We start from the raw sequence: 25,349 nt of genomic DNA, 5'->3' as shown, positions 1-25,349 counted from the left end.
GGCTCATGACAACAACATAAATGTTATTGATTTAGCCTATAGCCTGAGTAAAACGAGGCTCTATTCTCTTTAGATTTTCTTTACGAATCAGCTCTAAAGGAAAAACTTCTTCTACAAGTAGAAACGTGGTTCAAATAACGAAATTTTGTTCTTGGTTGGAAATCAGAAATTAAAATTTGAGTTCTCAACCAACGGAAAAACCCTATTTCAGCCACATTTATTAAATACCTACACCTGTGAGCTCCCTACTCCTCTGCACCTTTGCTCCCCTGCCCCCCTGCTGCCCTGCTATCCACTTCCCCAAGATACCGCTGCAATAAACCAATGAAAACTTCTGGTATTTCCAAATGAGGTAATATTCCGGCATCTGCGATCGCATAAAAATCTCGGATTGCTCTTGGATTTAAATTTGCCAAGCGTTGTCCTAATTTGATGTTGGTAAATTGTGCTTTTTCTCCCCAAAAAATGACAGTGGGAATTGTCAGTTGTTGAATATATAAACTCAAGTCAAAGTAAAGATCGCCCCGCAAAAATGCCAAAGCAGCAAACTTGGCATTAGGTTGTTGTGCCGAGGTTAAATAAGCCTCCACCATTTCTTGAGATACTCGTTGTGACTTAGCAAAGAGAAAACTTTGTAAAAAATTTCGGACTGCAATTTCATTTTCAGCACCAAGCATATAAATAAAATTGTCCAACAAAGGCGCATTGATTACCGAAAGCGGAAGTCTGCGTCCAGCACCCTGCCCAAAATCATCAAATCCAGAGGGGGAAACTAAAAACAGTGCTTTGAATAAATTGGGTTGAACAATAGCTAGACGAATAGCAAAAGCGGCTGTGAGAGATGAGGCTACCACTGTCACCTGCTGGCGACAAGTTTGGATGATAAACTCTGCGATCGTGCTGAGATAATCCCTAATTTTATAATCCCGCACTGGATGGGCCGATTCTCCCCAGCCGATTAAATCGGGGGCTAAAATGTGGTAATTAGAGGCAAAAGCCGGATAAACTTTAGACCATTCATAAGCAGACGCTCCCCCACCAAAGTTATGGAGAAATAGTAATGGGGGTAAATCTTCAGTGTCAGCAATTGTCCAAGGTGCATTGGTTTGGGTATAGTAAACCATTGCTCCCAAGGATGTATGGATAACTTTATGTCCAAAGCCAGGAGGTTGAAACTGAAGCATAAAATTAAAAAGTTTAGTTTATTTGAATTTACATACAGTCAAACTAATTCAGGATTCAAAATACATCAGTCTGAATAGCTAAAGAATCAGGATAAGATTTGATGAATAACTATACAGCATAATTTATAATTCAGTAGTCAGAATTCAGAAGTAAAACAGGCTTTATACCTGGCTTTTAGACTTAGGTTGTGTACCTCACTAACTTGAAATTCACTGTATCAATTACACTTAATTCTTTCTAAATTCTAACTTATGACTCCTGGGTACTGAATTCTTACAATCCATAATTCATGATTTACCCTTGCTTTTTCTCAGCATCTCCTGTGATTTGAACAAGTTGATGAAGGTTATCACCGCTAATATGATATGCTCCGCCAAAACCAACTACAAAACGACCTTCACTTGGAGTTAGCCGAAAAATCCGAAAGTCAGACAAGCCTCGCAAAACCTCGATAATTTCACCAAACCGCCCTTGAAATTGCTCAACAATTTGATTCCACTTATCAGTTTCACGCTCTATCAAAGTTGCTGTACAATCAAAACTCAAACGACGACGGGCAAAAATTAGATTACTTTTAGCTTCATCCTCGATAAATAAGACACTAACATGAGGATTGGCATAAAGATTTTTGGTGTGAATCGAAAGACCACTAACGTAAATGTAGATATTCTTGGAATCATCCATTACGAAGGGAGCATAACTAGCATTGGGTATTGCCTGTGCGCTCACGGTGCTAATAATTACACTTTCCAATGCTTCAGGGAATTTTTCGTACTCAGCTTGAATGTTTTCAAGTTGACTCATAAGTAGATTACCACGCTTATTAGGAACACCTAATTAAGTATCTTAACGTGATTGAGCGATGTCTACGATGGACTACAGTTACGTATGGAATGCCAAAAAAATAAAAGCGATCGCTCCCTTTAACTCAAGAGCGATCGCTAATTTTTAAATTACAGAATACAGCTTAAGCAGCAACAGGTTCCAACAATTTAATGTCAGAGAAAATAAATTCCTGAGTAGAAAATTGTCCTGCTGTCTCGGTGCGAATCTCCCGACGATTTAGAATGAAATAGTCACCAACTTTTTCATACTCATCAATAAATTCGCTTCTACCGCCCTTTTGTTCCCCAGTTTTCGGGTCATGGTACACAGAGTCATAGGCATGGGATAGATAACCTTCCCCAGTGTCGTGACTGCTGAAGGTGTCAATGGTGACGTAAGTACCGTGAATTAGACGGTGAACATGACAGACTTCATTATTGCGGACTTTGTATTTATCGCCCTCAGCCTTACCACCCATTAAAAGCTCAATCGCACCAGTTTCATCAGTTTTACCATAGCTAAACGTATTGGCGCTGTGAGTGTCTTCAAAGCTGCGGCGGACGCGGTGAATTGCTATCTCCCAGGCTTGACCATGAATTGCTTTCTGGGCTGACTCATCATCTACATCCAAAACTTCGGCTTTGAGATTGGCAGTGATGATAACTTTGCCTGTAAACACTTTATCATCATGCTTATAGGTAATATTTGCAGTATAACCAGGGAAATTCTTGTCCCAAGTATAGCGGTTTTCATAAGCAGCCCGGAAAAGTTCCTGAGCAGAGAGTTGTGTAACTGTCATGTGCTTCTCCTAGTCGCTACTGTAATTAGCGTTTTAGTTTCCTTGGTATTAGCATAGAAGTAATTGTTGAGGCTTGGATAGTCCCCAACTGGGTACACTTATGGCTAATTCTCTACACGCTGTGTTTCATGCGATCGCTAATGTCCAGAATGAGCAAGAGCTAAGACTCGCTCTCACGGATAAAATTAGCGAGCATTTTGGCGTGCAAAATTGGGGTATTTATCTCCTAGATGAGCAACCAACCACTGAAATTAATGTTCCAGGCATTCCAGCAGTATGCTTAGAGAGCAATCCAGTGGGGCGCTATGTGGTTGAGCGTCATGCTCCCGCCCACGAACAGTTATTATTATCGCCAGGAGACTGGAAGCATTTTTGTTCGCGTTCCGATCACGAACACGTGATGACTGGGCCAATTGTTTGCGATGGTCGTCTTGTAGGAACCCTTAACTTGGCTCGTGACAAGGGAAACCCTGCCTTTAATGGCAATGATTTAGCTGACTTGAGCGCTTTATGTATTCATTTGTCATCAAAAATGGCAACCCTACGGACAAAGCCCAAAATATCCAATTCTCTTTTAGTTAGTCCTTTAACAGCGCGTGAGTTAGAAATTGCCGAGTTAGTGGCGCAGGGGTTAACGAATGCGGAAATCGGAGAAAAACTTTGGATTACGCAAAATTCCGTCAAACAAGCTTTAAAAAGGATGTTTCGGAAGTTGAAGGTTTCGGCGCGTGCAGAAATGGTGGCAAGGCTACAAGATATACAAGTTTCTTGAAGGGGGCAGGGGGCAGGAGGGAGAGCTTTTTGGGCTTTCTGCTTAGATTCGGAAATTATAACTAAATTAGCCGGACATGATAAGTAGTTAGACAGAATTAATTACACAATGTCATTGCGAATGCAGCGAAGCGAAGCAATCCCAGCCCTTGCGATTGCTTCGCTTCGCTCGCAATGACTGTAAATATTGTTGTCCGATTACTTATGACAACTTTAATTCTGGGTATAGAATCCAGTTTTAAAACAAGAATTGTATTGAGTAGAGTGCAGCGAGATACAATTCTTCTTACTTTAATCTCATGCTTTTAAACGTGTGTTATTCCTGCCTCCTGCTCCCTGCCCCCTGCCCCCTGTCTCCTGCCCTCTGTTATAAAGACTCTAACTGATGGTAATCTAAGATTGTAGAATGAAATCCAATAAAAACTTTTGTTTTTGACAGTTTTCTTTTTTGGGCAATAGTAATATAAGTCGTGAATAAAGTCTTTGACAATTAAGACTGAGTTATGGTTTAAGTAAGTTCTAGAGAACTTAGTTAGTTTTTTAACAGGAGAAGTAGGGTGCTTAACAACCTTCATCAGTTATTATCTCCCCGAAAGTGGGGAATTCCCCTGGCGGGCTTAGGCTTACTTCTCGGTTTGGGCTTTCTAGCCAAGCAGACTCAAGTAATATCATTTACAGATTCTCGATTATCATCGGCTCGAATTCACAAAACCTCCGAAAACTCTCTTTTGTCGCAGCTGAGAAAAGTTCGAGATCAAAGAAGTCAACTGAATGCGGCTTCTGGAGGCGGAAACACAGCACCTATAATCACAGCGCTGGTTCCAGGCGATCGGGGAACTACAAAAAGCGCAGAAGTTTTACCAAAAGCAAATTTTCCTGTAAAAGATGGGATTTACCTCTATGGTCAATCCCCAAAGCCAAACCAGCTTGGTCAAGGTTATATCATATTTCAAAAACAGCAGGACAAGGTAAAGGGCGCGTTGTATATGCCCCACTCAGAGTTAAATTGTTTTCAGGGTACAATCAACCCATCAGGAGAGTTGGCGATGACGGTTAATAGTTCGTCAAATGAAGCCAGTTCTGAACAATCGAATCAAGTAGCTACAAGCAACAGACTGCCCCAGGTTACTGAAGATGAGTCAAATTCTTATGCTTACTCCTTGGCTCTGCAAGACTTTTATCGGTTAAATTCGATCGCAGCTAGCGATCGCCGCACGTTAGAAATGTGTAAGTAATCTCCAATATCTTGATTATGTCCTTTTGGACTAGACACACTCAAGCAGCCCTGAGTGTGTTATTAAGCAATCCTCAGTAGTTTTTTAGAGCTTTTCCGCCACCCGTTAAAATCGCTGACCTGTAGTAACTTCAAATCTAAGTTCTCCTCGATCGCTAATTCCTAAATCACCTCGAATCAGCCCAAAGGATGACTTGACGCGCAATCCTAAGCCGTAACCAAAACCACTTCCAGGTTTATCTCGTAGTACTCCTGGTTCTCCTAGCACGGTTTCGCTAGATCCGAAATCTGAGGCGAAGTCAGTAAAAAGAACTCCTCCGATTGAGTAAGAAATTGGGAAACGATATTCCACAGAAGCTAAACCATAACTCCGACCACTAGCAACTTTTCCATAACCGTAACCCCTGACAGAATCTAGTCCACCAATATTAAAAGCATCAGCTGGTGGAAAATCTCCAATAGTCGTACCAATTTGTAAATTAATCGCCAACATTTCTGGATTGTCAGTTGATCTACCATTACCGATCCAACTGACTGGTAAATACTGAATATAATCTCCCTGTAGGCGGTTGCTAGAAATATTACCCAATCCAATCGGAATTGCTTGTTCTGTGCTGAGAGTGAGAATCGATCCTTGAGTCGGATTTTCTCGGCGATCTCGTTGATCTCTGGATACAGAAAATAATACTGTAAATAAATCATCAATACCAGTACCGCTGACAGATAAAGGATTCCCTAAACTATCGACCTGTGCAACTTTATAGTCGCGATCGCGTAGGCTAATTCTGGTATAATTCAAACTTATAGCTGCATCCCACTCATCAAAAGATTTTAAAACTCCCACAGAACCGCCAAACCTTCCCTCGCGTACTTTGTCACCGTTAGACAATCTGATATCTTCGTTGAAGGTTCCTGATATATTACGATTACGAAAAGCTCTGATACTGTAGCCTAAGCGGTTTGGTTCTTGAGGACGATAACGACTAGTAAACTGACCATTAAATTGGACATCTTTACCGCTGATTTGTACAGTTGTATCTAATTTATCGTTAAGACCGCTGATATTTTCATCTTTATAACCCACCCGACCGAATAATCCAACATCTTCGTTACTACCGCCTCCTAAGATTAGAGAAGGGAAGTTACGCTCTTTAATTTCATAGATGAGATTAACGCTCTTGGCATCTTCTTGTCGATAAACATTGACTTCATTAAATGATTCTAATCTCCGCAATCGTTGCAAGTCTGCTTCTAGTAAATCTTCACGGAATACCTGACCCGGTTTGAGTTTCAGCAGACCAATGATAAACTCTTTTTGAGTCCGTCCTTTGATCGGCTGACCTTTGTCATCAAGCAATTGATCTTTGTTATTAACAAAACGAATCTGGATATCTTTGACAATTCTCTGAGAAAACTCTACAGACTGGGTATCTACTGGAGTTAATCCGATATAGTCACCATATTTTGCATACTCTCCCTCTATCTGTAATGTAGGTTTTGTTGTCACAATACTAGTGCTATCTTCAGTAGAAGATTGCGAGTTTGCAACGGCCTCTAGATTTTCTCCAGCTATTAAGATGACTGCGATCGCAACTACAGCTATTTGAATATGCATAAATAAAGCTTTGTCATTACCCACATTTTGGCAACAGTTAAATATTTGACAAGTAATCAAGCGGACATGAGATCAAAGCTTTCTTTCTTCAGTAACTAATGTCAAACTAACCCATTCGCCTTTCTCGTTGTAGCTGCGAATCATCCGTTGGCGGAGGTTTGGCTGGATTAACCAACCTACTTCTATAAAAAATGGTTGGCGTAATTGCACTTTGACAGGTGATGTTGCAGAAGCGCCATCTGGTAAAAATAATACTTGCACCTGCTTTTCTGGGTTTTGGTCAAAGAGAACAATGGAACCTTTGATGGTAGCAGTTGAGGTAATTGTGCGTTCTGCAAAAGAGGTACTTTGAATTAATTGCCCAGCATTATCAAGTTGTAATTTTAAAGTTGTAGAGTAAGTATCAGGCGATCGCCAATCTGGATATATTGTTACTGCTTGACCTTGCCATTCTCCCAACAAATCATTTATCTGTAAAGTTGGACTTTCTGCTGCTGGAGTTCCCGCTAGATGTTCTCGAATTAAGATTAATTCCTTTAACTGACCAGTATTATCAAACAGTTGCACCAGACGCAAGCGCCGATTTTCATGAACAAAAGCGAGTTCTCCACCAAATTCGGAAAATGGCCCTAGCTGAATTAGACCTTCAGAAAATGAACCATTTTCAAAAAACAGCAGACTCCGCCCCAGAGAACTATATTCTTTAACTAAATCATCTCGTCCAGAACGGCATAGAGTTAAACGCACTGTCTGGTTATTGTTCAAACCTTCTAGGGAAAGACGACTAGGAGTATCATTCAAAAGTGTTCCTTGGGGAGAAAAATTCGTAAATGAACCTTCCCAAACACCGAGATTCTGCAAAAAACATTCCCATTGTGATTTCATAGTGATTTTGTCATTTGTCAATGACTATCCTTTAGCAAAACGTCGGACAGCAAATAAGCTCCCCATTAATCCTACAGCTGCACCGAAACTCAAAAGGATCAGGGGCAATAATAAAATTTCTGCTGGAGTGAGTTGCACTCTGTTGGTGATGACTTGGATAAACTCAGGTTGATTGACTAGCAACTTACCGAGAAACTGTTGAATCACAGAAATGAAACTCCAAGCGATCGCACCACCAACCAAACCAAAGGCAATTCCTTGTAAAATGAACGGCAGGTAAATCCAAACAGAAGTTGCTCCCACTAGTTGCATAATTTCAATTTCCTGGCGACGCGCCATGACAATCAGCCTAATTGTGGTGGTAGTCACTGCGATCGCTGTTAAAGTCAGAATAATCGTAATTGTTAAAGTAATCCAGTTCAGACCTCGGTGCAACTGGGCAATGCGTTTGACTGCTTCATCGACATACTGCACCGTCTCAACTCCTCGTAGTTTAGCTAACTGCGTTGCTAAGGTTGGTACAACTTGAGAATTACGTGCTTTCACCTTCATCTCATCAACTAGAGGATTCTCACCAAGCTGCTGGGTAGCCCCCTCAATATCAGAAATTCTCATTTCCTTAACTAACTTAGTCCAAGCTTGTTCTTTGGTAATGGTTTTTATCGCCGCCACCTCTGGCATTTTTGCGATTAGTGGCTCAATACTGTCGATTTGCGTATCTGGTTCGAGATAAACTGATACTTCTAGCTGGCTACCAAACTGATAAAGAAGTTTTTCGACTTGCCAAGAGGTTTGCAGACTCAAACCAAATAAAAACAGTAACACCGTCACAGTACTGACAGCGGCCCAATTCATCCAACCTCCCCGCAATAAACCGAGGAAAGTTTCTTTTAGCAGATAGTCAAGTTTCGTGAAAGATTTAAACACACATCACCTCAAAATTTGAACTTAACGCCAAAGCACTAAGTTCAGCTTTTGCGTCTTTGCATCAATAACACCACTATTTATAATCAATGGTGCAAAGTTTGCCAATACATCAGCTTTTATCCATGCTACTTCCTTCCTCTGTCCTCCTTCCTTGACCATTTACCTGATATTCATGCCATTTGCCACAGATATACTCACTATTGCTTTTAACAGTTATTGATAATAATTAGCTAGCTGTTCTAGTGTCTAAGCAATTCTACGGTTCTTTAAACTGACCTCAAAAAAGTGGAAAAATAGTTTGGTATTTATACGATGTTTTTCTCTGAATATCGTAGTAATTTGATAGGGAGAAACAGATTGATGGAAGGAAAGTTGAACCATGAACTTATTAAATAAAGCCAATTTGGACAATAGCTTCTTAAATCAGATCCGCTATCAGCTTGAGTCCGTAGAAATACATAATTCTAATCTAGCCCGACTATTATGCAAAGTAATTCCTTCCAATTGCCCTTTTGAAAGAACTGTTAAAGTTTTCGGACGGACTCTGCTTCGCATTCCACCTTTATGTAAATTGAACCCTCTTTATGAACAGATAGTTGGTCTTCGTTTTAAGTGTTTATTATATTTAGTCAATGAATGTGGTGAAGATGCCAGAAAATATTGTTAAACATAGGTTTACATCAACAAAAAATAGATTGAGAAAATCTTTTTACTAAGAAAAATTGTAGAGAAATTCTAGTTACAATCAGATGTAAATCAGAAATAGGCTGGTGAACGACTGACAATCAATTTCACATTTAAAAGTACTGTTTAATGATGTCAGCCTCGATAAAAGGATTGCTTCAAGTATGGTGCAAGGTGACTTCACAATAATTATTTTGGAGATTGGTACTACGTCTAAGAGGATGTTTAAAAAGTATTATTGCTAACAATACAACCTCGGACACCTAACCCCCTAGCAAACCTGAATGACAATAAAATAAGGGTTTCACAGCCTCTCACTCTTGGTATCAGCCTGCCGTTAGGCAAGCAAAAAGAGAAATGGCAGATGGGTTTTTGGTATACTCCAGGACTTTTTAAACATCCTCTAACCGAGATTGATAGAATGAAAATAGTAGGAATTTTCACCATCTAGCCATCGAGACTCATGCCCTCTGAAATTGCTGTCGAGAAAAAAAAGTTAAAAAATCCACCTTTGGAACTTCATTATTTAGGCGATCGCGTGCTGCGTCAAGCTGCAAAGCGAATTTCTAAAGTTGATGACGAACTTCGCCAAATAGTGCGCGAAATGCTACAAACTATGTACAGCAATGATGGCATTGGTTTGGCTGCGCCCCAAGTAGGAATTCACAAACAACTAATTGTCATCGACCTGGAACCAGAGAACGCAGCTAATCAACCTTTGATATTGATTAACCCCACCATTAAACAAGTCAGCCGCGACATCTCTGTTGCCCAAGAAGGATGCTTAAGTATTCCTAACGTATATCTAGACGTGAAGCGCCCCGAAGTCGTGGAAATCGCCTATAAAGACGAGTACGGTCGTCCCCGGACATTAAAGGCTAATGACTTGCTGGGACGCTGCATTCAGCACGAGATGGATCACCTTAACGGCGTGGTATTTGTAGACCGTGTAGAAAACTCCTTGACTTTAGCCCAGGAGCTATCTAAGAATGGCTTCTCGTATCAAGCGGTGAAACCAATAGCATAGGGGGGGCAATAGTGTATTTAACTCCAAAAAGCAGTTTATTTCTCGGTGGTTCTTGTGTAAGTGCGATCGCAGCTGTCGGTTCGGTTTTTGAACTCGGTTACGGACATCCAGATTTTGGTGTCACAGCCACGGCAATTATCCTGGTATTAAGCATTCCACTCACAGGATTATTTTTCTTTGCCGCAGTTAAGGACGCAAGGGCTAACATGAAATAAGCATCAGGTACATAAAAAAGGTAAAAGGATGAAGCAAAAAGGCAAAGTTCATTCTTTTACCTTTTATTTTTGCTCTCCATTTTGCACTGCCCCTAAAGCTTTTAGCGTCACTAACTGGGCTGCGGTTAACCCTGTAACCCCAGTGATATTCATTTTTTCATAGGGTCGTGGCGATCGCAGTATTCTTAGGCAATCACCCGTCGATACATCCCAAAGCTTAATTGTCTCATCTTGGCTACCACAAATCAGAGTTTGACCATCGGGACTAAAAGCAACTGACTTTACCCAATTAGCCCCGTGCAAAGTTTTCAGGCACTTGCCATTATGGACATCCCATAATTTTATCGTTTGGTCTTCGCTGGCACTAGCTAAAATTTGACCATCGGGACTAAAGGCAACTGACCAGACTCGATTAGTATGTTCTTGCAAGGTTGTGAAGCACTTGCCCATGAAAACATCCCATAACTTCACTGTTTGGTCATCACTACCACTAGCTAAAGTCTGACCATCTGGGCTGAAAGTAACCGATCTGATCCGATTGCTATGTCCCTCCAAAATATGGAGACATTTTCCTGTATAAATATCCCATAACCTCACTCTTTGGTTTTCACTGCCACTAGCTAAAGTTTGACCATCGGGACTAAAGGCAACCGATCTTACCCAACTGGTATGCCCTTTCAAGGTTTGGAGACATTTTCCGGTGTAAATATCCCATAATTTAACGGTTTGGTCGTCACTGCCGCTAGCTAAAATTTGACCATTAGGACTAAAAGCAACCGATCTAATTCGATTGGTATGTTCCTGCAATTTTTTCAGACATTGCCCCGTCTGAACATCCCATAATTTAATTGTTTGCTTTTCACTACCGCTAGCTAAAATTTGACCATCAGGACTGAAGGCAATTGACCGTACCCAACTGTTATGCCCTTCCAAAATTTTGAGAAACTTATCGTTACGGACATCCCATAATTTCACTGTTTGCTTTTCACTGCCGCTAGCTAAAATTTGACCATCGGGACTAAAGGCAACTGATCTTACTCGATTGCTATGCCCCTGCAAGGTTGTCAAAGACTTACCATCCTGGACATTCCATAACTTCACTGTTTGGTTTTCACTACCACTAGCTAGAGTTTGACCATCAGGACTGAAAGCAACTGACCTTACCCGATTGGTATGCCCCTGAAAGGTTTTCAGACATTTACCATCACGAACATCCCATAATTTCACAGTTTGGTCGTCGCCACCGCTAGCTAAAGTTTCACCATCGGGACTAAAGGCAACCGACCAGACGCGATTGGTATGTCCCTGCAAGGTTTTCAGGCATTTACCATCACGAACATCCCATAATTTCACGGTTTGGTCGTCACTGCCAGTAGCTAAAATTTCACCATCGGGACTAAAAGCAACCGACCTTACCCAACTGCTATGTCCCTGCAAAATTTTCAGGCATTTACCATCACGAACATCCCATAATTTCACTGTTTGCTTTTCACTGCAACTAGCTAAAGTTTCACCATCAGGACTGAAGGCAACTGACATAATTCGATTGGTGTTCTCCTGCAAAGTTATCAGACATTTGCTGGTGTAGACATTCCATAACTTTACTGTTTGGTCTTCACTGCCACTAGCTAAAGTTTGACCATCGGGACTAAAGGCAACCGATCTGACCCAATTGCTATGTCCGTGCAAGGTTTTCAGGCATTTACCATCACGAACATCCCATAATTTCACGGTTTGGTCATCACTGCCACTAGCTAAAGTTTGACCATCAGGACTGAAAGCAACTGATTTTACCCAACTGCTATGTCCAATACAGCTAAATAGTAGCTTTCCATCATCAACTTGCCACAAATAAGTCTTGCCATCAGCATCACCCGTAGCCAAAAGTTTTCCATCCGGGCTAAATGCGACTGACGAAATACTAACTAATGTTTCTGCAAAAACGCATTTAGCTAAATCGGTATTGGCAAAATTTACCCGATGCAAATTTACACTTTGTAAATATGCTTGCCAAATAATCAGATTAGAAAAGTCATAGCCGCTAAAATCAGTTTGCAATTGACAAAGAATATTTAACAGATTTCCACCCGCATATCCTGCTGTTTGGGGAATCTGTCGCAGGGATAATAAAATTTGATATAGATGATGTTCAATATTTTTAGCATATCTAAAAATAGTTGATAACCTATCTATAATTGGTTTAATAATTAGGGTAATCTGAGTGTTTCTAATATAATCTTTGGCCGTCGCTTCCATTAAAGCATGGCTGATAAATAGTCTAATATTACGAGTGGTAATTTCGTCACAAACCTGTTCAATCAGTTGGTCGGTGATGTATTCCATGACCACAGATTGAAGGGTGAAAAGTGCTGTTCTTTGTTCAATTAGCGATCGCCTCCGTAGAGATTCTAGCGCCTCCATCACTTCCCTTTTGGTCAAGGGACGCACAATATCATTGAGCAATTCGTCTAGAGAAACTAACTCGCGCTTGATTGCTAGCCAATAAATTATTTCTTTTTCGATCTCTGACAACCGCTCAAATTGCTGGTCTAATAAATTTCGGGTATCACCAAAAATGATCTCTCCTTCAGCCAGAAAAGCAGCAATATCACCACCAAATAACTCCCGAATTGGCTCAGAAACCAGCTTTAATGCCAAAGGATTGCCGGAATACTTCTCAACTAGCTTGGCCCATTCTTGTGGTGAACCAAATAATCCTTTATCTTGGAGAATTTCTTGCCCTTCTGCTTTTTCTAAGCCAATTAACGATAATGTTCTAACTGGTGATGCTTCTCCCTCTAAAGGAGCAAATTCTTTTGGTTTTTCGCGAGATGTCAGCACTAAACAGCTTTGATGCGGTTCTTCCCCGACTCGACTAAGTAGTTGACCATAATCTTCGTATCCTTGTCTATATTGTCCGGCGCGATCGCCTTCTTGTAAAATTGTCTCTGTATTATCAAATACCACAAGACAACGATGCTCTCGTAAATAATTAATCAGCAGCGTTACTCTACCATCTACGCTTTCTGGCAAATCTGTTTCTCTCTCATCAGATAAAAACCCGATCAGGTTTGCCAACATCTCTGCGACAGGTGGCGCATTGCGGAGACTCCGCCAAATCAAATACTCAAAATTCTCCTGAACTTCCTTTGCCAGTTTCACCGATAAAGCAGTTTTGCCAATTCCGCCCATTCCCAATATTGCCACTAGTTGGCATTTATCCTTAATGAGCCACTGCGTTAGCTGAGACAATTCTGCTATGCGTCCCCGAAAAAAGCAGACACCAGGCGCTTCACCCCAATCTTGACGGTTTTGGGTAATGGATTTCTCATTGTCTGAAGATGCTTGATACTCAGATTCTATAACTTGCTGTAACTTAGTGAGCTTACCTGGGCCGCTACCAGTAACATTAAATTTCTTGTAAACTTCACTTAATCTTTTGCGTACTGCTTCGGCGCTGATTGCTAATTCTTTAGCGATCGCATTTGGCGATTGTCCCTCAACAGCATATAAAAACACCTCGATCTCGCTGCTAGACAAGCACCGTTTTTCGGCAAAAGCCAAAAGAACGTTTTCGGGAATGACACTCATACTCACACAAAGACAAACTACAAACCAATGTTATCTCACATAGTGAGATAACATTGGGTGCGCGATCGCGCCGATGAGTTTAGTGTACCTCACCTAAACAGTGCTGAGTGCTGAGTAAAAAAAGTAATAATTGTACTGGCTCAACGCCCCGCTACCGCTAACAGCACTCCTGAATTAAATACATTAGACTTCTTGCATAAATCAAAAAAAGAACCCCACCCCGCCTTTGACTTACGTCAAATTCTCCCCTCCCCGCCGGCGGGGAGGGGTTGGGGGTGGGGTGTTAGGGGACTTTTGCAAGAGGTCTATTGAGTCTACTTAGTTTCTGCAACTGGCTGCACGCGCAAACCCTCTGTCTCATCAACCGTAGGAGTGGCAATCAGCGATTCATTTCCTGTCAGACCTGATGTAATTTCTACTTCAGTACCATAATCTCGCCCAACGGCAACTTTTTGATAATGCACTGTGTGGTCTTTGGTTACAGTTGCTACCTGCGTACCTCCGCCATTAACGACTAAAACACTATCTGGCACAACAAAGGGAGGATTGGTGCGGTTAATGGCAAATCTGACATTGGCATACATCCCAGGTCGCAGCGTCGCGTCCGAATTGTGTACTTCTAATTGTGTCAGCAAAGTACGAGTAGTTGGATCTATAGCGTTGCTAGTACGCACTACTTTACCCGTAAACACTCGTTGGGGTAACTCTCTAACTGTAATTTGTGCTGTTTGTCCAGTTTGAAGTGACTGTGATAAACTCTGTGGAACACTCACATTTACCTTTAGATTGTCATAAGCGGCAATAGTATAAAGGCTGCTATTGCTAGTGTTAGTGTTGCTGGTACTGGTGTTGCCATTACCTGCTGAAATTAAAACACCTGTATTAACATTACGTGCAGTAATCACTCCTGCAAAGGGAGCAGTGACTTTCTTATAAGACTGCAATACGGTATTACGCTGGAAGTTTGCTTGACTTGCGTAAGCGTTAGCTTGTGCTGCTTTGATGTTGGCAGAGTCGGAATTAATAGTGTTTTGTGCTGCCTCAACGCTGGCAAGATTAGCTTGATATGTAGCATATTTTGTATCTGCATCTTGTTGAGGTACTGCACCTTCCTTGACAAGAACTTGCCAGCGCTCCCAACTCTGACGTGCGATCAATAAATTAGCGCGGGCTTGCTTCAAATCAGAAATACTTTTAGCTAAATTAGCACGAGTTTGAGATACATTGGCTTGTGCTTGCACTACCTCTGCCTTCGCTTGTAGAACTTGCTGGTCGGTGTCTGGTGAGTCAATCTCCGCCAACAACTGACCGGCTCGGACGCGATCGCCAATATCTGCGTACCACCGCCGTAAATAGCCAGTACTGCGAGCGTAGATGGTCGTTTGATTCAGGGCTACAACATTCCCAGGTAGTTCCACTTTCGTAGCACCAGTAGCGCGGCGGGGAGTGATTACGTTCACTGAGGGTACTGTGCTTGCTTCCTTGACTGCTGCTTGTAATTCTGACTTTTGGCTTAACCGGGGTAGAATACCTATCGCCAGTAGGCTAGCAAAAAAAACAGCACCAAGTACAGCCCAACCAATTCCACCGATGCCGCGTTTTTGTTTTCTAGAAGTCGTTTGTTGTTCAGAATCAGGAGATGGACGATGTTGAGAATCCATAGGTAAACTGTCCTGTATTATCTAAAAAAGCAGAAATTTAGCAGCTAGAGTCATTACCTTATTAGACTTCTTGCAGAAGTGGAATAAGGGGTAAGGAGTAAAAGGGAAAGCGGCTCAGAAAAAAACCTTTCCCCTACGGTGTACACACAAGTTGTTGACCTGCACCTTTGTTGCATCGACCTGCACCTTTGTTGCATTGACCTGCACCTTAATTGCATCGACTTGCACCTTAATTGCATCGACTTGCACCTTAATTGCATCGACCTGCACCTTAATGGCATCGACCTGCACCTTAATTGCATTGACCTGCACCTTTGTTGCATCGACTTGCAAAAATTAATCTCCCCTACGTTACCTAGTAACTTTAAAAGATTTGTGTGTACACCGTAGCTCCTAAAATATGTCTATGACTTGCCTTGAGATGATGACAACGAATATGCTGTCCGTGAATCTGAGAAATTTAAATCGTCATCATTTTCATCAATAGGACGAGGTGGTTGACGCCTCATAATGCTGTAAACAACAGGTACAAAGATCAGAGTCGCCACTGTTGCAGCTGACAAACCGCCAATTACAGCGCGACCCAAGGGTGCATTTTGTTCACCACCTTCACCAAGACCGAGAGACATTGGCACCATCCCGATCAGCATGGCTAAGGCAGTCATCAACACCGGACGTAACCTTGTATAACCCGCCGCTAGGGCTGCTTTATAGGCATTTTCCCCTTCTACCCGTTGCTCGTTAGCAAAAGTGATCATTAAAATACTGTTTGATGTCGCCACGCCGATACTCATAATTGCACCCATTAACGAAGGGACGCTTAGGGTGGTGCGGGTGACAAACAGCATCCAAATGATCCCTGCTAAGGCACTTGGCAACGCCATCATAATAATCAGAGGATCGAGCCAAGATTGGAAGTTCACTACCATTAAGCAGTAAACCAACACAATTGCAAACACAAGTCCTAAACCTAGCCCTAAAAACGAAGAGTTCATCGTTTGCACTTGCCCCCGGACATTAATCTGACTTCCCTTAGGCAATTTTTTCTGATAATCAGCGATAATTCGATTGACATCGCCGGCAACTCCACCCAGGTCGCGACCAGAGGAGTTAGCGTAGATATCAAAAACTGGCTGAATGTTGTAGTGATTCACAACTTGCATCACTGTGTCGCGTTTGACACTAGCCAAATTACCTAAAAGTTGGGGTGCAGTTTGACCGTTGCCAACTGGCGTATTTTTCAGGCTGTCAATAGAGTCAAGTTTATATTGCGGAACTTGTACAGCCAGGGTGTAACTCACGCCTTTTTTGGGATCGAGCCATTGGTTGATTGCAGCTTGACCGCTTGAACTTAAGGAAGTGAGGACGCTATTGGCAACATCCCGCTGAGTCATACCCAATTGTTGAGCCTCGGTGCGATCGACATCAAGACGTAATTTGGGCGCATCGACAACTTGCTGGAGATGTACATCTACAGCCCCAGGAATGCGCGTCATCCGCGCGGCGATTTGTTGGGCAATTTCAAAGTTGGCTTTTGAGTTTTTCAGAGGGCCAGATATTTGCACGTCAACAGCAGCAGGCAAACCGAAGTTGAGAATTTGAGTCACAATATCAGCCGGCTCAAAAAAGAAAGTGTAGTTGGGAAATGTCGCTTTCAATTTCTGGCGGAGTTCCTTGACGTAAGAAAAAGTTGCACCAGATTCTTTTAGGGACACAAGAATATCAGCATCAGCCTGCCCAATTGTCGCACCGTTATAACCATAAGTAAGGTTAATGCCACTGGTGGGTAAGCCGATGTTATCCAGAATCAGATCGAGATTTTCTTTCGGTACAGTCTGGCGGATAACGCCTTCAACTTCGCTGACAATTTTTTCTGTCTCTTCCAAACGAGTACCAGGTAAGGCTCGAACATGGAGGCTAAACTGACCACCATCGACTTCAGGGAAAAAGTCTTGACCGACGAACGGCAACAAAACTCCGGCACTGACGATAAAAGCACCAAATAGCACAAAGACTATGCGGCGGTGATTTAATGCTGAGGTCAGAACGTTGTAGTACCAACTGCGAAATTTCTCAAATTGTCGGTTAAATTTTTCGTGTAGCCGCCATATCCAATCTTTCTTCACAGATTTGGCAGTTTTCGTTGTTGCTTCTTCTGCCTGGTGGTTGTCGTGACCATTATTATTGTGAACTGGCGAATCTATATGATGGTCGCGATTATCATGGATTTCAACTAGTGAAGAATGGCTGTGGCGATCGCCGTGACCATTATTATTTTGAACTGGTGAATCTATATAATGGCTGTTGTTACCATTATTATTTTGAACTGGTGAATCTATATAATGGTTGTTATGACCATTATGCTCCTCGTTTTCTCTATGCCAGTCCGCTTCGGATGGTAAAAGATAGCTTGCCATTGTCGGTACTACAGTCCGAGATAGCACATAAGAAGCAAGCATCCCAAATACTACCGCCATCGCTAGGGGGACAAATAGGTACTTGGCAACTCCACTGAGAAACACGACCGGCACAAAGACAATACAAATACATAATGTTGCTACAAGTGCTGGAGTAGCGATTTGCTGCGCCCCATCTAAGATTGCTCGCTTGATGGGTTTACCTTGTCCGAGATTTCGGTGGATATTTTCAATTTCTACTGTGGCATCATCTACCAGAATCCCAACAGCTAAGGATAAACCACCTAAGGTCATGATGTTGAAAGTTTGTCCCAAACGACTCATGACAATAATTGAAACTAGCATCGAGAGAGGAATCGATACGGCTACAATTACGGTGCTGCGCCAACTTCCCAAAAAAATCAAAATCATCAGCGCGGTGAGACAGGCTGCAATCAATCCTTCTTTGAGAACGCCTTCAATAGAAGCTTTCACAAATATAGATTGATCGAACAAAAACGCTAAATTCAGTTCTGGGGGCAAGGTGGATTGGATGCGAGGCAAAGTTTTTTTAACGCGCTCGATCACATCAATAGTTGAAGCATTGCCACTCTTCAGGATACTAAGTAAGCTCGATCGTCTGCCATTCTGACGTACAATGTTCGATTGCACACCAAAGCCATCTCTTACCTGCGCGACATCACGAATGGAAATGACAGTACCATTAACTTGCTTAATTGGCAAGTCATTGAGGGCTGCCACCACATTTGGACTATTGTTGATTTGTACGGCGAAGTCGCGATCGCCTATTTTCATATCACCTGCCGGCAAAACCAAGTTTTGGGCACTGACAGCATTAGTCACATCTTGAGCAGAAATGCCATTAGCCAACATCGCTTGGGGATCGATATCAACCATAATTTGCCGGGGTTTACCACCATAGGGCAGAGGTACACTCGCTCCTTGCACTGTTGCTAATTGGGTGCGGACGAAGTTGGTAGCATAGTCGAAGAGTGCTTCTTCTGGCAAGGTTTTGCTACTGACACTCATCTGGATAATCGGTACGCTAGAAGCGTTGTATTGAATGATGAATGGCGGTGTAATCCCAGGTGGCAAAGGGCGAAGAATTGTTTGGCTGACAGAGGTAATTTGAGCCACTGCTGAGGCGATATCAGCGTTAGGTTGGAAAAAAACCTTGACGACACTAACACCACTCAAAGATTGCGACTCAATATGTTCGATGTCACCAACAGTTGTTGTCATAGCGCGTTCGCTAATGGTGACGATTCGCTGTGCCATTTCCTCAGATGTCGTACCACTGTAAGTCCAAACTACGCTGACAACGGGAATGTTAATTGCAGGGAAAATATCAACTGGTGTACTAAATATTGTTACTACACCCAAGATCACAATCATCAAAGCGGCGATCGCGAATGTATACGGAAGACGTAAAGCAATTTTGACGATCCACATAGTTAGTTAGGATACTTCAAAAGTTTTTGGTGTTAAAGCTGTTCTACTGAGGTTGGCGTTTGAGCTAATTGCATTTGTTCTGTTTGGAGTTGCTCAACTAGCCACTCAATCTCCGATTTGATGACTTCAAATGCCCGCCTCTGCACTTTCGCTTGATATAAATCATCACTAATTTCAACTGCTTTTTTCTCTGCAAGGCGTAACTGACATGACATCAATCGATGTTCAATTAACTGCACTCGTTCTTTGGGTAATAAATGGCTAAAGAAAAAAAATTTGATTAGAAATCGCGATCGCGCATTTACCCAGCTTTCATGAGGATATGCCAACATCTCTCGATACCAAGTGTTTTTACCGAGGGGTGTAATCTCATATACCTTTCCACAATGTCCACCTTCTTCTCCTTGTTCTGCACATAAAATCACTTCACCTTGTTCTTCCATGCGCTTCAAAAGAGGATAAATCGCGCCATAGTTGACACAAATACTGCAACTCATAAACATCTCTAGTTGCTGTTTGAGCCGATAACCGTTTAATGGCTCTCGCTGTAATAAACCTAATACCGCCAACTTCAGCATTTTGATATATCAATCTGATATGTCGATCAACAATATCAAATTGAGCCTTTTTAGCCAAGTACCCAAGGTTCAATTGTCAGCATTCTCTGTCATGCCGCAGGATGCTAGCCGGATAAATTATCTGTGGGGTAGGAGCAAGTGAGACGCCCACCTCACAATAGGTAGTGGAGTATTTTTTATTTGAAAGTCCTTTAGTGCCAAAAGTGAGGATTCATTGGGGGATTTCAGCAGGATTTGTAGTATCTTATGCTGTTTAAATAATTTTCTCTACAGTTTACCTTGACCTAAGTAACTAAGTTACTTTATAGTGAGTTTAACAGTAGAAACCACGGTGACTTAGTAAGGTTACGGGTGAATTAAAGAAACTTAGTGAGTAAGACATAAAGGCGAAGACTGGAACTGCAAATTCTGAAAAAGGCAAGTATACAAATTGCCTGTAGGGATTTCGAGGGTTCAATGCGCGTAATGCGCGTTCTGTGCTGTTACGCGCATTGAACGCCTAATTTTTGATATCCAGATTGCCCCGGTAATTCATCAAAGAGCTTAATTTTTCATAAGCCGCAAATATCAAAACCACCTTTGTTGGTATTCCCACTCCACTCAGGAGTAAGACTTTTGTCTACCTTGACTTGGTGGGAGCAAAACTGTGGAGATTCGCTGTTTCCTTAGTGTGGTCGGGGGAGCGCAAACTGCTACCTAGATTCAACTTTCAAAACAGGAAAAAAACTATGAAACCCAGTCTCAAAGATAACGATAATCTCTTGTTTAAGTGGTTTTGTATAGGACTCAAATATTTTCTGCTGGCGCTGCTGGGGCTGGGAATAGCCTTTGTTGTGTCTCACACTTTAGGGGCAAAGGCGATCGTTGGGATGCTTTTATCGGCAAGTCTACGGTCATGGATTACGAAGATAGCGATTTTCCTAATCTGTCTATTTGCGATCGCCATGATGTTCGAGTCTTGGGGTTAAGGCTCGTACTGACCATAAATAGCCTTTAGCTGAGTGAAGGTCAGCCAAAGGCTTCGTAATCTTTTCACTTGGAGATCATATCATGCCTAACAACAACAACAACGGCTCTGGGGTAGAAACACTTTCGCCACTTTTAGTAATCTTAGTGGCAGGGTCAATTTCTTTAGCGATCGTTAACAAAGCTAATCACCCAGCATATTTTGACATCGTTAAAATAGCTATAGCCTACAGCTTTGGCTCAATCAAGTCCCAAGGAAAAAGCAAACATTCCAATCACCAGGATGAGGTAGATAAAGACGAGTTGAAATAGCAGACGTGAGAACTATCTTTCAGGAGTGCTGAGTACTAGACATCTGGTGAAAATTAAATATGCATTACCTGATTCTTTTTTTACTCAGCACTTGTTACTCAGCACGGGCTAAACCTTAGCTATCCGCTAACAGAACTATTTCGGTGAGTTGCAGATTATAATTTACTTCTAAAATAGAAGAATGCTGTCAACTCCCACTCAACTATTGCGACTGTCTCAAGGACAACTTAACTTACTAGAAGCTTGTCCGCGTAAATTTCAACATACCTATCTAGAAAAACTCAATTCCCCCTCAAATCCAGAACAAGAAGAACGGCTCACTTTGGGTAGTCGTTTTCACTTGCTAATGCAACAGCGAGAAATGGGTTTGCCAATTGATAGTTTCCTAGAAGCAGATGCTCAACTGCAAAGCTGGATGCTAGGTTTTGCTGATGCAGCGCCAGAAATCTTAACGGCTGCATCAGATAATCAAACTTTCCGTGAAAGCGAACACTACCGTACTCTGCAAGTTCAGGATTATTTGCTGACGGTTGTCTATGATTTATTGATTGCAGATAACCAACAAGCGCAAATCCTCGACTGGAAAACTTATCCTAAACCACCCAATAAACGCAAGTTAGAATCCAACTGGCAAACACGGCTTTATCTATATGTATTGGCAGAAACTAGCGATTATTTGCCAGAAAAGATTTCTATGACTTATTGGTTTGTCCAATCTGAAGGAAAACCGCAAAATATTAAATTTAATTACAGTACTGCTCAACACGCACAAACAGGAAAGAAACTTAATCAACTATTAAGTCAGTTAACTAATTGGTTGGAAAATTACCAACAGAACCAGCAGTTTCCGCAAGTAGTGGAGGGTAGCAAAACCTGTGATTCTTGTCAGTTTGCCAAACGTTGCGATGCCTACGGCGGTAAACTACGCATCCAATCTACTAAAGAAGCAGCGAAAGACTCATTGCCAAATTTTGACAGTATTCAAGAAGTCTCACTTAACCCTATAAATTAGAGGATGTTTGTCAAATCCAATCGGGGTATAAACAAATTATAACTTTTAAATTTATGTAAAATTATGTCAAATTTTGACGAAACTGAAGCAATTTATGTGCGCGAATTAGGAATTGATGACATTGCTCCTGTTTACCACTTGGGAGAAAGCTTATTTACCAGCGATTTATACCCTTATTTATACCGCACCTGGGACGAATGGGAGGTGATTGGACTTTACAACACCGATCCAGAATACTGTCTTGTGGCCGAAACAGATGGGGAATTAACAGGATTCATTTTGGGAACCATCATCACCAAAGCATCCTGGACTTATGGATACATTTTATGGCTGGGAGTTAGTCCAAAGTATCAGCGTCGGGGAGTAGCAGACAAGTTGGTTGATAAAGTCGTCGCCCGGATGATTGAAGATGGGGCGCGGTTCATGTTGGTAGACACTGACCCTACCAATACTTCAGCATTAAAGTTTTTTAGTCGCAAAGGTTTTGGTAATACTCGCCAGCATATTTTCTTGTCGATGAATTTAAGCAAGCATGAGTATTATGGCAGATTGATTGATTACGAACACCAAAAAGCTGAAAGAGCCGGTTACAAGCGTTCGCGTCCAGCAATTCGTGCCCGTAAAGCTGATAGTGTAGCTAATGAAGTCGTTCTCAATCCTCTAGCGAATGAATCTCCAATAACTGAGGATCAATCTCCAATCTAACAAAAGTTAGGAGTAGCCCTTTCAAGGTGGGTAAAATTTGGGGACGATCATTTCTCCGTGTTCTCTGTGCCTCTGTGGTTTAATAAATTACTTTCAAACTGTATAAGCATAGAAAACGCAGAGAGAAAAGCATGATGGCGATTGTTAATTTTGAATTTAGAGCAAAGTGGCGTGACTTATGTGTATAGAATTTGGGCGGGAAATCTGCGGCAATCTTAACATTGCAGAATCGCGGGAGTGGTTAGTTACTAACGGTATTGGTGGTTACGCCTCTGGGACTGTGGCTGGTTTATTGACTCGCCGCTATCACGGACTATTGGTAGCAGCATTGAAACCACCTCTGGGTCGCACCTTAATGCTGACAAAACTAGATGAAACTGTCCTGTATGATACCCGCTCTTATTCTCTAGACACCAATCGTTGGGCTGATGGTATTGTCAGTCCCCAGGGTTATCAAAATATTGAACGTTTTTCTCTGGAAGGTACAATTCCTGTATGGCATTTTGCTGTTGCTGATGCCTTATTAGAAAAACGGGTGTGGATGCAACAAGGCGCGAACACAACTTATATCCAGTATACTTTGCGTCGTGCTACTCAACCGCTAAAGTTGACGCTCAAAACAATAGTCAACTACCGTGATTATCACAGCGACACTCAAAGCAATGGTTGGCAGATGTCTGTAAAGGAGGTGGAACAGGGGATTTGTGTAACTGCTTATCCGGGTGCTGTACCACTATATCTACTGAGTGATTCACCTAAAGGCGATGCCTACGGCGGCAAGCTACGCAGCGTTTCACGCGGTAGTACATCTGTTGTCAATAGTTGGTATCATAACTTTGACTTGGCAGTTGAACGCTATCGGGGATTGAGCGACAAAGAAGACCACCTCCACGCCGCCACCTTTGAAGTTACACTGAATCCTGGGGAAGCGATCGCCTTTGTAGCCACCACAGAAAAGCAACCAAATCTCAATGGTGAAGCTGCACTCAAGTTACGTCGCGCTCAAGAACAGAAGTTAACAGGATTTTGGAAAACTAATCGACCCCTGAAAACTAAGGAATCACCTAGCTGGATCAACCACCTAGTACTAGCTGCTGACCAGTTTATTGTCGATCGCTCATTGCCAGAAGACCCCTACGGCAAAACCATCATCGCTGGTTATCACTGGTTTAGCGACTGGGGACGCGACACGATGATTAGTCTACCTGGTTTGACAATTTCCACTGGTCGTCCAGAGGTAGCACGCTCAATTATTCGCACCTTTGCCAGATACGTAGACCAGGGAATGTTACCTAATCGCTTTCCCGATGCGGGTGAGCAACCAGAATATAATACAGTCGATGCCACTCTCTGGTACTTTGAAGCAGTCCGCGCCTACTACAGCGCTACAGACGATGATACTTTACTTGGTGAACTCTTTCCCATACTTGCAGACATCATTGATTGGCACTGTCGCGGTACACGCTACAATATTCATCTCGATGCAGCCGATGGTTTACTTTATGCAGGTGTTGCTGGTGTACAACTGACCTGGATGGATGCCAAAGTTGACGATTGGGTAGTTACGCCGCGAATTGGCAAACCGATTGAAGTTAACGCCCTCTGGTACAACGCTTTACGGACAATGGCAAAGTTTGCCCGTCAGCTTGGTAAACCACACCAAGAATATGAGGCAATGGCAGACCGGGCTAAGTATAGATTTTCTCGCTTCTGGAATGAAGAGACAGGTTATTGCTATGACGTTTTAGACAGTCCTGATGGTGATGATGGGTTGTTGCGTCCTAACCAAATATTTGCTGTGTCATTACCAGAAAGTCCGCTCACGCCTGCCCAACAAAGGGGTGTGGTGGAAGCTTGCGGGCGAACGCTGCTGACTTCTTATGGATTGCGATCGCTAGCCCCCGACCATCCCCAATATCAGGGTAAATACGGTGGTAATCAGTATCAGCGTGATGGAGCTTACCATCAGGGAACCGTCTGGGGTTGGTTATTGGGGCCATTTGTCTTAGCACACCTGCGCGTCTACAAAAATCCCGAACAGGCTCGTCAATTTTTGGAACCAATGGCTAATCACCTCAACGCACACGGTGTTGGCAGTCTCAGCGAAATTTTTGATGGTGATGCCCCCATGACTCCACGGGGATGCATTGCCCAAGCTTGGACAGTAGCTGAAGTTTTACGTGCTTGGTTGGCAACAGCGAGTTGATACGCCGAACCCTGGTCTATCTGCAAAGTCGATTTTGTCAAGAATTTTTAAGAAATTAACATCCTTCAGAAAAGGAAAGACGTAATGCTGAAGTAATCCTCAAAGGGGTTGCATATTTGCGGGATGATTTTACTATTTTTGTGGGATGGGCAACATGAGCGTCCCTTGTATTTACGGGCGGGCATCTTGCCATTGGTGTCAAGTTAAGGCAGAAGCCCAAATGTCAAGCGACCTTGCAGCGTTACGTCGATGTCGTTGGCGAACAGCTTTAACTAAGCCCAT

The 25,349-nt window shown here is 42.4% G+C and carries 21 protein-coding genes; 10 read left to right on the top strand and 11 right to left on the bottom strand.

The genetic code is table 11. The features are described 5' to 3' along the window. Nucleotides 1-245: 245 nt before the first annotated feature. The 3 genes from V7K44_RS18430 to V7K44_RS18420 form a co-directional block, all read right to left on the bottom strand. Complete coding sequence (locus V7K44_RS18430) at nucleotides 246-1,184, bottom strand: alpha/beta fold hydrolase (RefSeq protein ID WP_334933370.1); 939 nt, start codon at nucleotides 1,182-1,184, stop codon at nucleotides 246-248. Nucleotides 1,185-1,479: 295 nt separating this feature from the next. After that, nucleotides 1,480-1,989, bottom strand: coding sequence for a HugZ family pyridoxamine 5'-phosphate oxidase (locus tag V7K44_RS18425; protein ID WP_334933369.1), 510 nt, complete (start codon nucleotides 1,987-1,989; stop codon nucleotides 1,480-1,482). A gap of 163 nt (nucleotides 1,990-2,152) precedes the next feature. Then, nucleotides 2,153-2,809, bottom strand: a complete 657-nt coding sequence (locus tag V7K44_RS18420; protein ID WP_334933368.1) for a DUF3386 domain-containing protein — start codon at nucleotides 2,807-2,809, stop codon at nucleotides 2,153-2,155. Between the two features lie 100 nt (nucleotides 2,810-2,909). Between V7K44_RS18420 and V7K44_RS18415 the strand changes: the two genes are divergently transcribed. Continuing rightward, nucleotides 2,910-3,581 carry a LuxR C-terminal-related transcriptional regulator gene (locus V7K44_RS18415; RefSeq protein ID WP_334933367.1) on the top strand — a complete coding sequence of 224 codons (672 nt, stop codon included), beginning with the start codon at nucleotides 2,910-2,912 and terminating at the stop codon, nucleotides 3,579-3,581. A gap of 556 nt (nucleotides 3,582-4,137) precedes the next feature. Then, nucleotides 4,138-4,815 (top strand): hypothetical protein, encoded by a 678-nt coding sequence (locus V7K44_RS18410; protein ID WP_334933366.1) that lies wholly within the window; start codon nucleotides 4,138-4,140, stop codon nucleotides 4,813-4,815. A gap of 105 nt (nucleotides 4,816-4,920) precedes the next feature. On the opposite strand, the gene V7K44_RS18405 is transcribed toward V7K44_RS18410, so the two are convergent. From V7K44_RS18405 to V7K44_RS18395, 3 genes are all read right to left on the bottom strand, one after another. Further along, on the bottom strand, nucleotides 4,921-6,429 hold the full coding sequence (locus V7K44_RS18405) for a BamA/TamA family outer membrane protein (RefSeq protein WP_334933365.1): 1,509 nt from the start codon (nucleotides 6,427-6,429) through the stop codon (nucleotides 4,921-4,923). Between the two features lie 72 nt (nucleotides 6,430-6,501). Continuing rightward, on the bottom strand, nucleotides 6,502-7,314 hold the full coding sequence (locus V7K44_RS18400) for a DUF3598 family protein (protein WP_334933364.1): 813 nt from the start codon (nucleotides 7,312-7,314) through the stop codon (nucleotides 6,502-6,504). A gap of 24 nt (nucleotides 7,315-7,338) precedes the next feature. Then, complete coding sequence (locus tag V7K44_RS18395) at nucleotides 7,339-8,241, bottom strand: cell division protein FtsX (RefSeq protein ID WP_334933363.1); 903 nt, start codon at nucleotides 8,239-8,241, stop codon at nucleotides 7,339-7,341. Between the two features lie 379 nt (nucleotides 8,242-8,620). Here V7K44_RS18395 and V7K44_RS18390 point away from each other — a divergent pair, with 379 nt between their 5' ends. From V7K44_RS18390 to V7K44_RS18380, 3 genes are all read left to right on the top strand, one after another. After that, a complete protein-coding gene (locus V7K44_RS18390) occupies nucleotides 8,621-8,908 on the top strand; it encodes a Mo-dependent nitrogenase C-terminal domain-containing protein (RefSeq protein WP_334933362.1) in 288 nt (95 codons plus the stop codon). Between the two features lie 480 nt (nucleotides 8,909-9,388). Further along, the gene (gene def / locus V7K44_RS18385; protein ID WP_334933361.1) at nucleotides 9,389-9,952 is read left to right on the top strand and encodes a peptide deformylase; all 564 of its coding nucleotides are present in this window, start codon (nucleotides 9,389-9,391) and stop codon (nucleotides 9,950-9,952) included. A gap of 11 nt (nucleotides 9,953-9,963) precedes the next feature. Further along, the gene (locus tag V7K44_RS18380; RefSeq protein WP_322686769.1) at nucleotides 9,964-10,167 is read left to right on the top strand and encodes a hypothetical protein; all 204 of its coding nucleotides are present in this window, start codon (nucleotides 9,964-9,966) and stop codon (nucleotides 10,165-10,167) included. A gap of 63 nt (nucleotides 10,168-10,230) precedes the next feature. Here the strand turns inward: V7K44_RS18380 and V7K44_RS18375 are convergent, their stop codons facing one another. The 5 genes from V7K44_RS18375 to V7K44_RS18355 all read right to left on the bottom strand — a co-directional run bounded on the left by V7K44_RS18375 (nucleotide 10,231) and on the right by V7K44_RS18355 (nucleotide 19,866). Beyond that, a complete protein-coding gene (locus tag V7K44_RS18375) occupies nucleotides 10,231-13,758 on the bottom strand; it encodes an NB-ARC domain-containing protein (protein WP_334933360.1) in 3,528 nt (1,175 codons plus the stop codon). A gap of 314 nt (nucleotides 13,759-14,072) precedes the next feature. Then, on the bottom strand, nucleotides 14,073-15,419 hold the full coding sequence (locus V7K44_RS18370) for an efflux RND transporter periplasmic adaptor subunit (RefSeq protein ID WP_334933359.1): 1,347 nt from the start codon (nucleotides 15,417-15,419) through the stop codon (nucleotides 14,073-14,075). Nucleotides 15,420-15,533: 114 nt separating this feature from the next. Then, nucleotides 15,534-15,752 (bottom strand): hypothetical protein, encoded by a 219-nt coding sequence (locus tag V7K44_RS18365; RefSeq protein ID WP_334933358.1) that lies wholly within the window; start codon nucleotides 15,750-15,752, stop codon nucleotides 15,534-15,536. Nucleotides 15,753-15,823: 71 nt separating this feature from the next. Beyond that, nucleotides 15,824-19,288, bottom strand: a complete 3,465-nt coding sequence (locus tag V7K44_RS18360; protein ID WP_334933357.1) for an efflux RND transporter permease subunit — start codon at nucleotides 19,286-19,288, stop codon at nucleotides 15,824-15,826. Nucleotides 19,289-19,320: 32 nt separating this feature from the next. Continuing rightward, complete coding sequence (locus V7K44_RS18355; protein WP_334933356.1) at nucleotides 19,321-19,866, bottom strand: PadR family transcriptional regulator; 546 nt, start codon at nucleotides 19,864-19,866, stop codon at nucleotides 19,321-19,323. Between the two features lie 728 nt (nucleotides 19,867-20,594). Here V7K44_RS18355 and V7K44_RS18350 point away from each other — a divergent pair. The 5 genes from V7K44_RS18350 (at nucleotide 20,595) to V7K44_RS18330 (ending at nucleotide 25,067) form a co-directional block, all read left to right on the top strand. Continuing rightward, on the top strand, nucleotides 20,595-20,834 hold the full coding sequence (locus tag V7K44_RS18350; RefSeq protein ID WP_334933355.1) for a hypothetical protein: 240 nt from the start codon (nucleotides 20,595-20,597) through the stop codon (nucleotides 20,832-20,834). Nucleotides 20,835-20,916: 82 nt separating this feature from the next. Beyond that, a complete protein-coding gene (locus V7K44_RS18345; RefSeq protein ID WP_334933354.1) occupies nucleotides 20,917-21,144 on the top strand; it encodes a hypothetical protein in 228 nt (75 codons plus the stop codon). Nucleotides 21,145-21,325: 181 nt separating this feature from the next. Then, the gene (locus V7K44_RS18340) at nucleotides 21,326-22,156 is read left to right on the top strand and encodes a PD-(D/E)XK nuclease family protein (RefSeq protein ID WP_334933353.1); all 831 of its coding nucleotides are present in this window, start codon (nucleotides 21,326-21,328) and stop codon (nucleotides 22,154-22,156) included. Between the two features lie 63 nt (nucleotides 22,157-22,219). Next, nucleotides 22,220-22,861, top strand: a complete 642-nt coding sequence (locus tag V7K44_RS18335; protein ID WP_334933352.1) for a GNAT family N-acetyltransferase — start codon at nucleotides 22,220-22,222, stop codon at nucleotides 22,859-22,861. A gap of 178 nt (nucleotides 22,862-23,039) precedes the next feature. Continuing rightward, a complete protein-coding gene (locus V7K44_RS18330; protein WP_334933351.1) occupies nucleotides 23,040-25,067 on the top strand; it encodes an amylo-alpha-1,6-glucosidase in 2,028 nt (675 codons plus the stop codon). The last annotated feature ends 282 nt before the right edge of the window (nucleotides 25,068-25,349 follow it).

It is taken from the genome of Nostoc sp., from assembly GCF_036917235.1.
In the GTDB taxonomy this organism is placed as follows: Bacteria; Cyanobacteriota; Cyanobacteriia; order Cyanobacteriales; family Nostocaceae; genus Nostoc.
Note: the sequence above shows the minus strand (reverse complement) of the source record. Positions and strands in the feature narration are given on the sequence as shown.

Excerpts from the sequence above, each read along its gene's own strand:
- V7K44_RS18430 (WP_334933370.1), bottom strand. The coding sequence starts at position 1,184 with ATGCTTCAGTTTCAACCTCCTGGCTTTGGACATAAAGTTATCCATACA.
- V7K44_RS18425 (WP_334933369.1), bottom strand. The coding sequence starts at position 1,989 with ATGAGTCAACTTGAAAACATTCAAGCTGAGTACGAAAAATTCCCTGAA.
- V7K44_RS18420 (WP_334933368.1), bottom strand. The coding sequence starts at position 2,809 with ATGACAGTTACACAACTCTCTGCTCAGGAACTTTTCCGGGCTGCTTAT.
- V7K44_RS18415 (WP_334933367.1), top strand. The coding sequence starts at position 2,910 with ATGGCTAATTCTCTACACGCTGTGTTTCATGCGATCGCTAATGTCCAG.
- V7K44_RS18405 (WP_334933365.1), bottom strand. The coding sequence starts at position 6,429 with ATGCATATTCAAATAGCTGTAGTTGCGATCGCAGTCATCTTAATAGCT.
- V7K44_RS18400 (WP_334933364.1), bottom strand. The coding sequence starts at position 7,314 with ATGAAATCACAATGGGAATGTTTTTTGCAGAATCTCGGTGTTTGGGAA.
- V7K44_RS18390 (WP_334933362.1), top strand. The coding sequence starts at position 8,621 with ATGAACTTATTAAATAAAGCCAATTTGGACAATAGCTTCTTAAATCAG.
- def (WP_334933361.1), top strand. The coding sequence starts at position 9,389 with ATGCCCTCTGAAATTGCTGTCGAGAAAAAAAAGTTAAAAAATCCACCT.
- V7K44_RS18375 (WP_334933360.1), bottom strand. The coding sequence starts at position 13,758 with ATGAGTGTCATTCCCGAAAACGTTCTTTTGGCTTTTGCCGAAAAACGG.
- V7K44_RS18370 (WP_334933359.1), bottom strand. The coding sequence starts at position 15,419 with ATGGATTCTCAACATCGTCCATCTCCTGATTCTGAACAACAAACGACT.
- V7K44_RS18360 (WP_334933357.1), bottom strand. The coding sequence starts at position 19,288 with ATGTGGATCGTCAAAATTGCTTTACGTCTTCCGTATACATTCGCGATC.
- V7K44_RS18355 (WP_334933356.1), bottom strand. The coding sequence starts at position 19,866 with ATGCTGAAGTTGGCGGTATTAGGTTTATTACAGCGAGAGCCATTAAAC.
- V7K44_RS18350 (WP_334933355.1), top strand. The coding sequence starts at position 20,595 with ATGAAACCCAGTCTCAAAGATAACGATAATCTCTTGTTTAAGTGGTTT.
- V7K44_RS18345 (WP_334933354.1), top strand. The coding sequence starts at position 20,917 with ATGCCTAACAACAACAACAACGGCTCTGGGGTAGAAACACTTTCGCCA.
- V7K44_RS18340 (WP_334933353.1), top strand. The coding sequence starts at position 21,326 with ATGCTGTCAACTCCCACTCAACTATTGCGACTGTCTCAAGGACAACTT.
- V7K44_RS18335 (WP_334933352.1), top strand. The coding sequence starts at position 22,220 with ATGTCAAATTTTGACGAAACTGAAGCAATTTATGTGCGCGAATTAGGA.
- V7K44_RS18330 (WP_334933351.1), top strand. The coding sequence starts at position 23,040 with ATGTGTATAGAATTTGGGCGGGAAATCTGCGGCAATCTTAACATTGCA.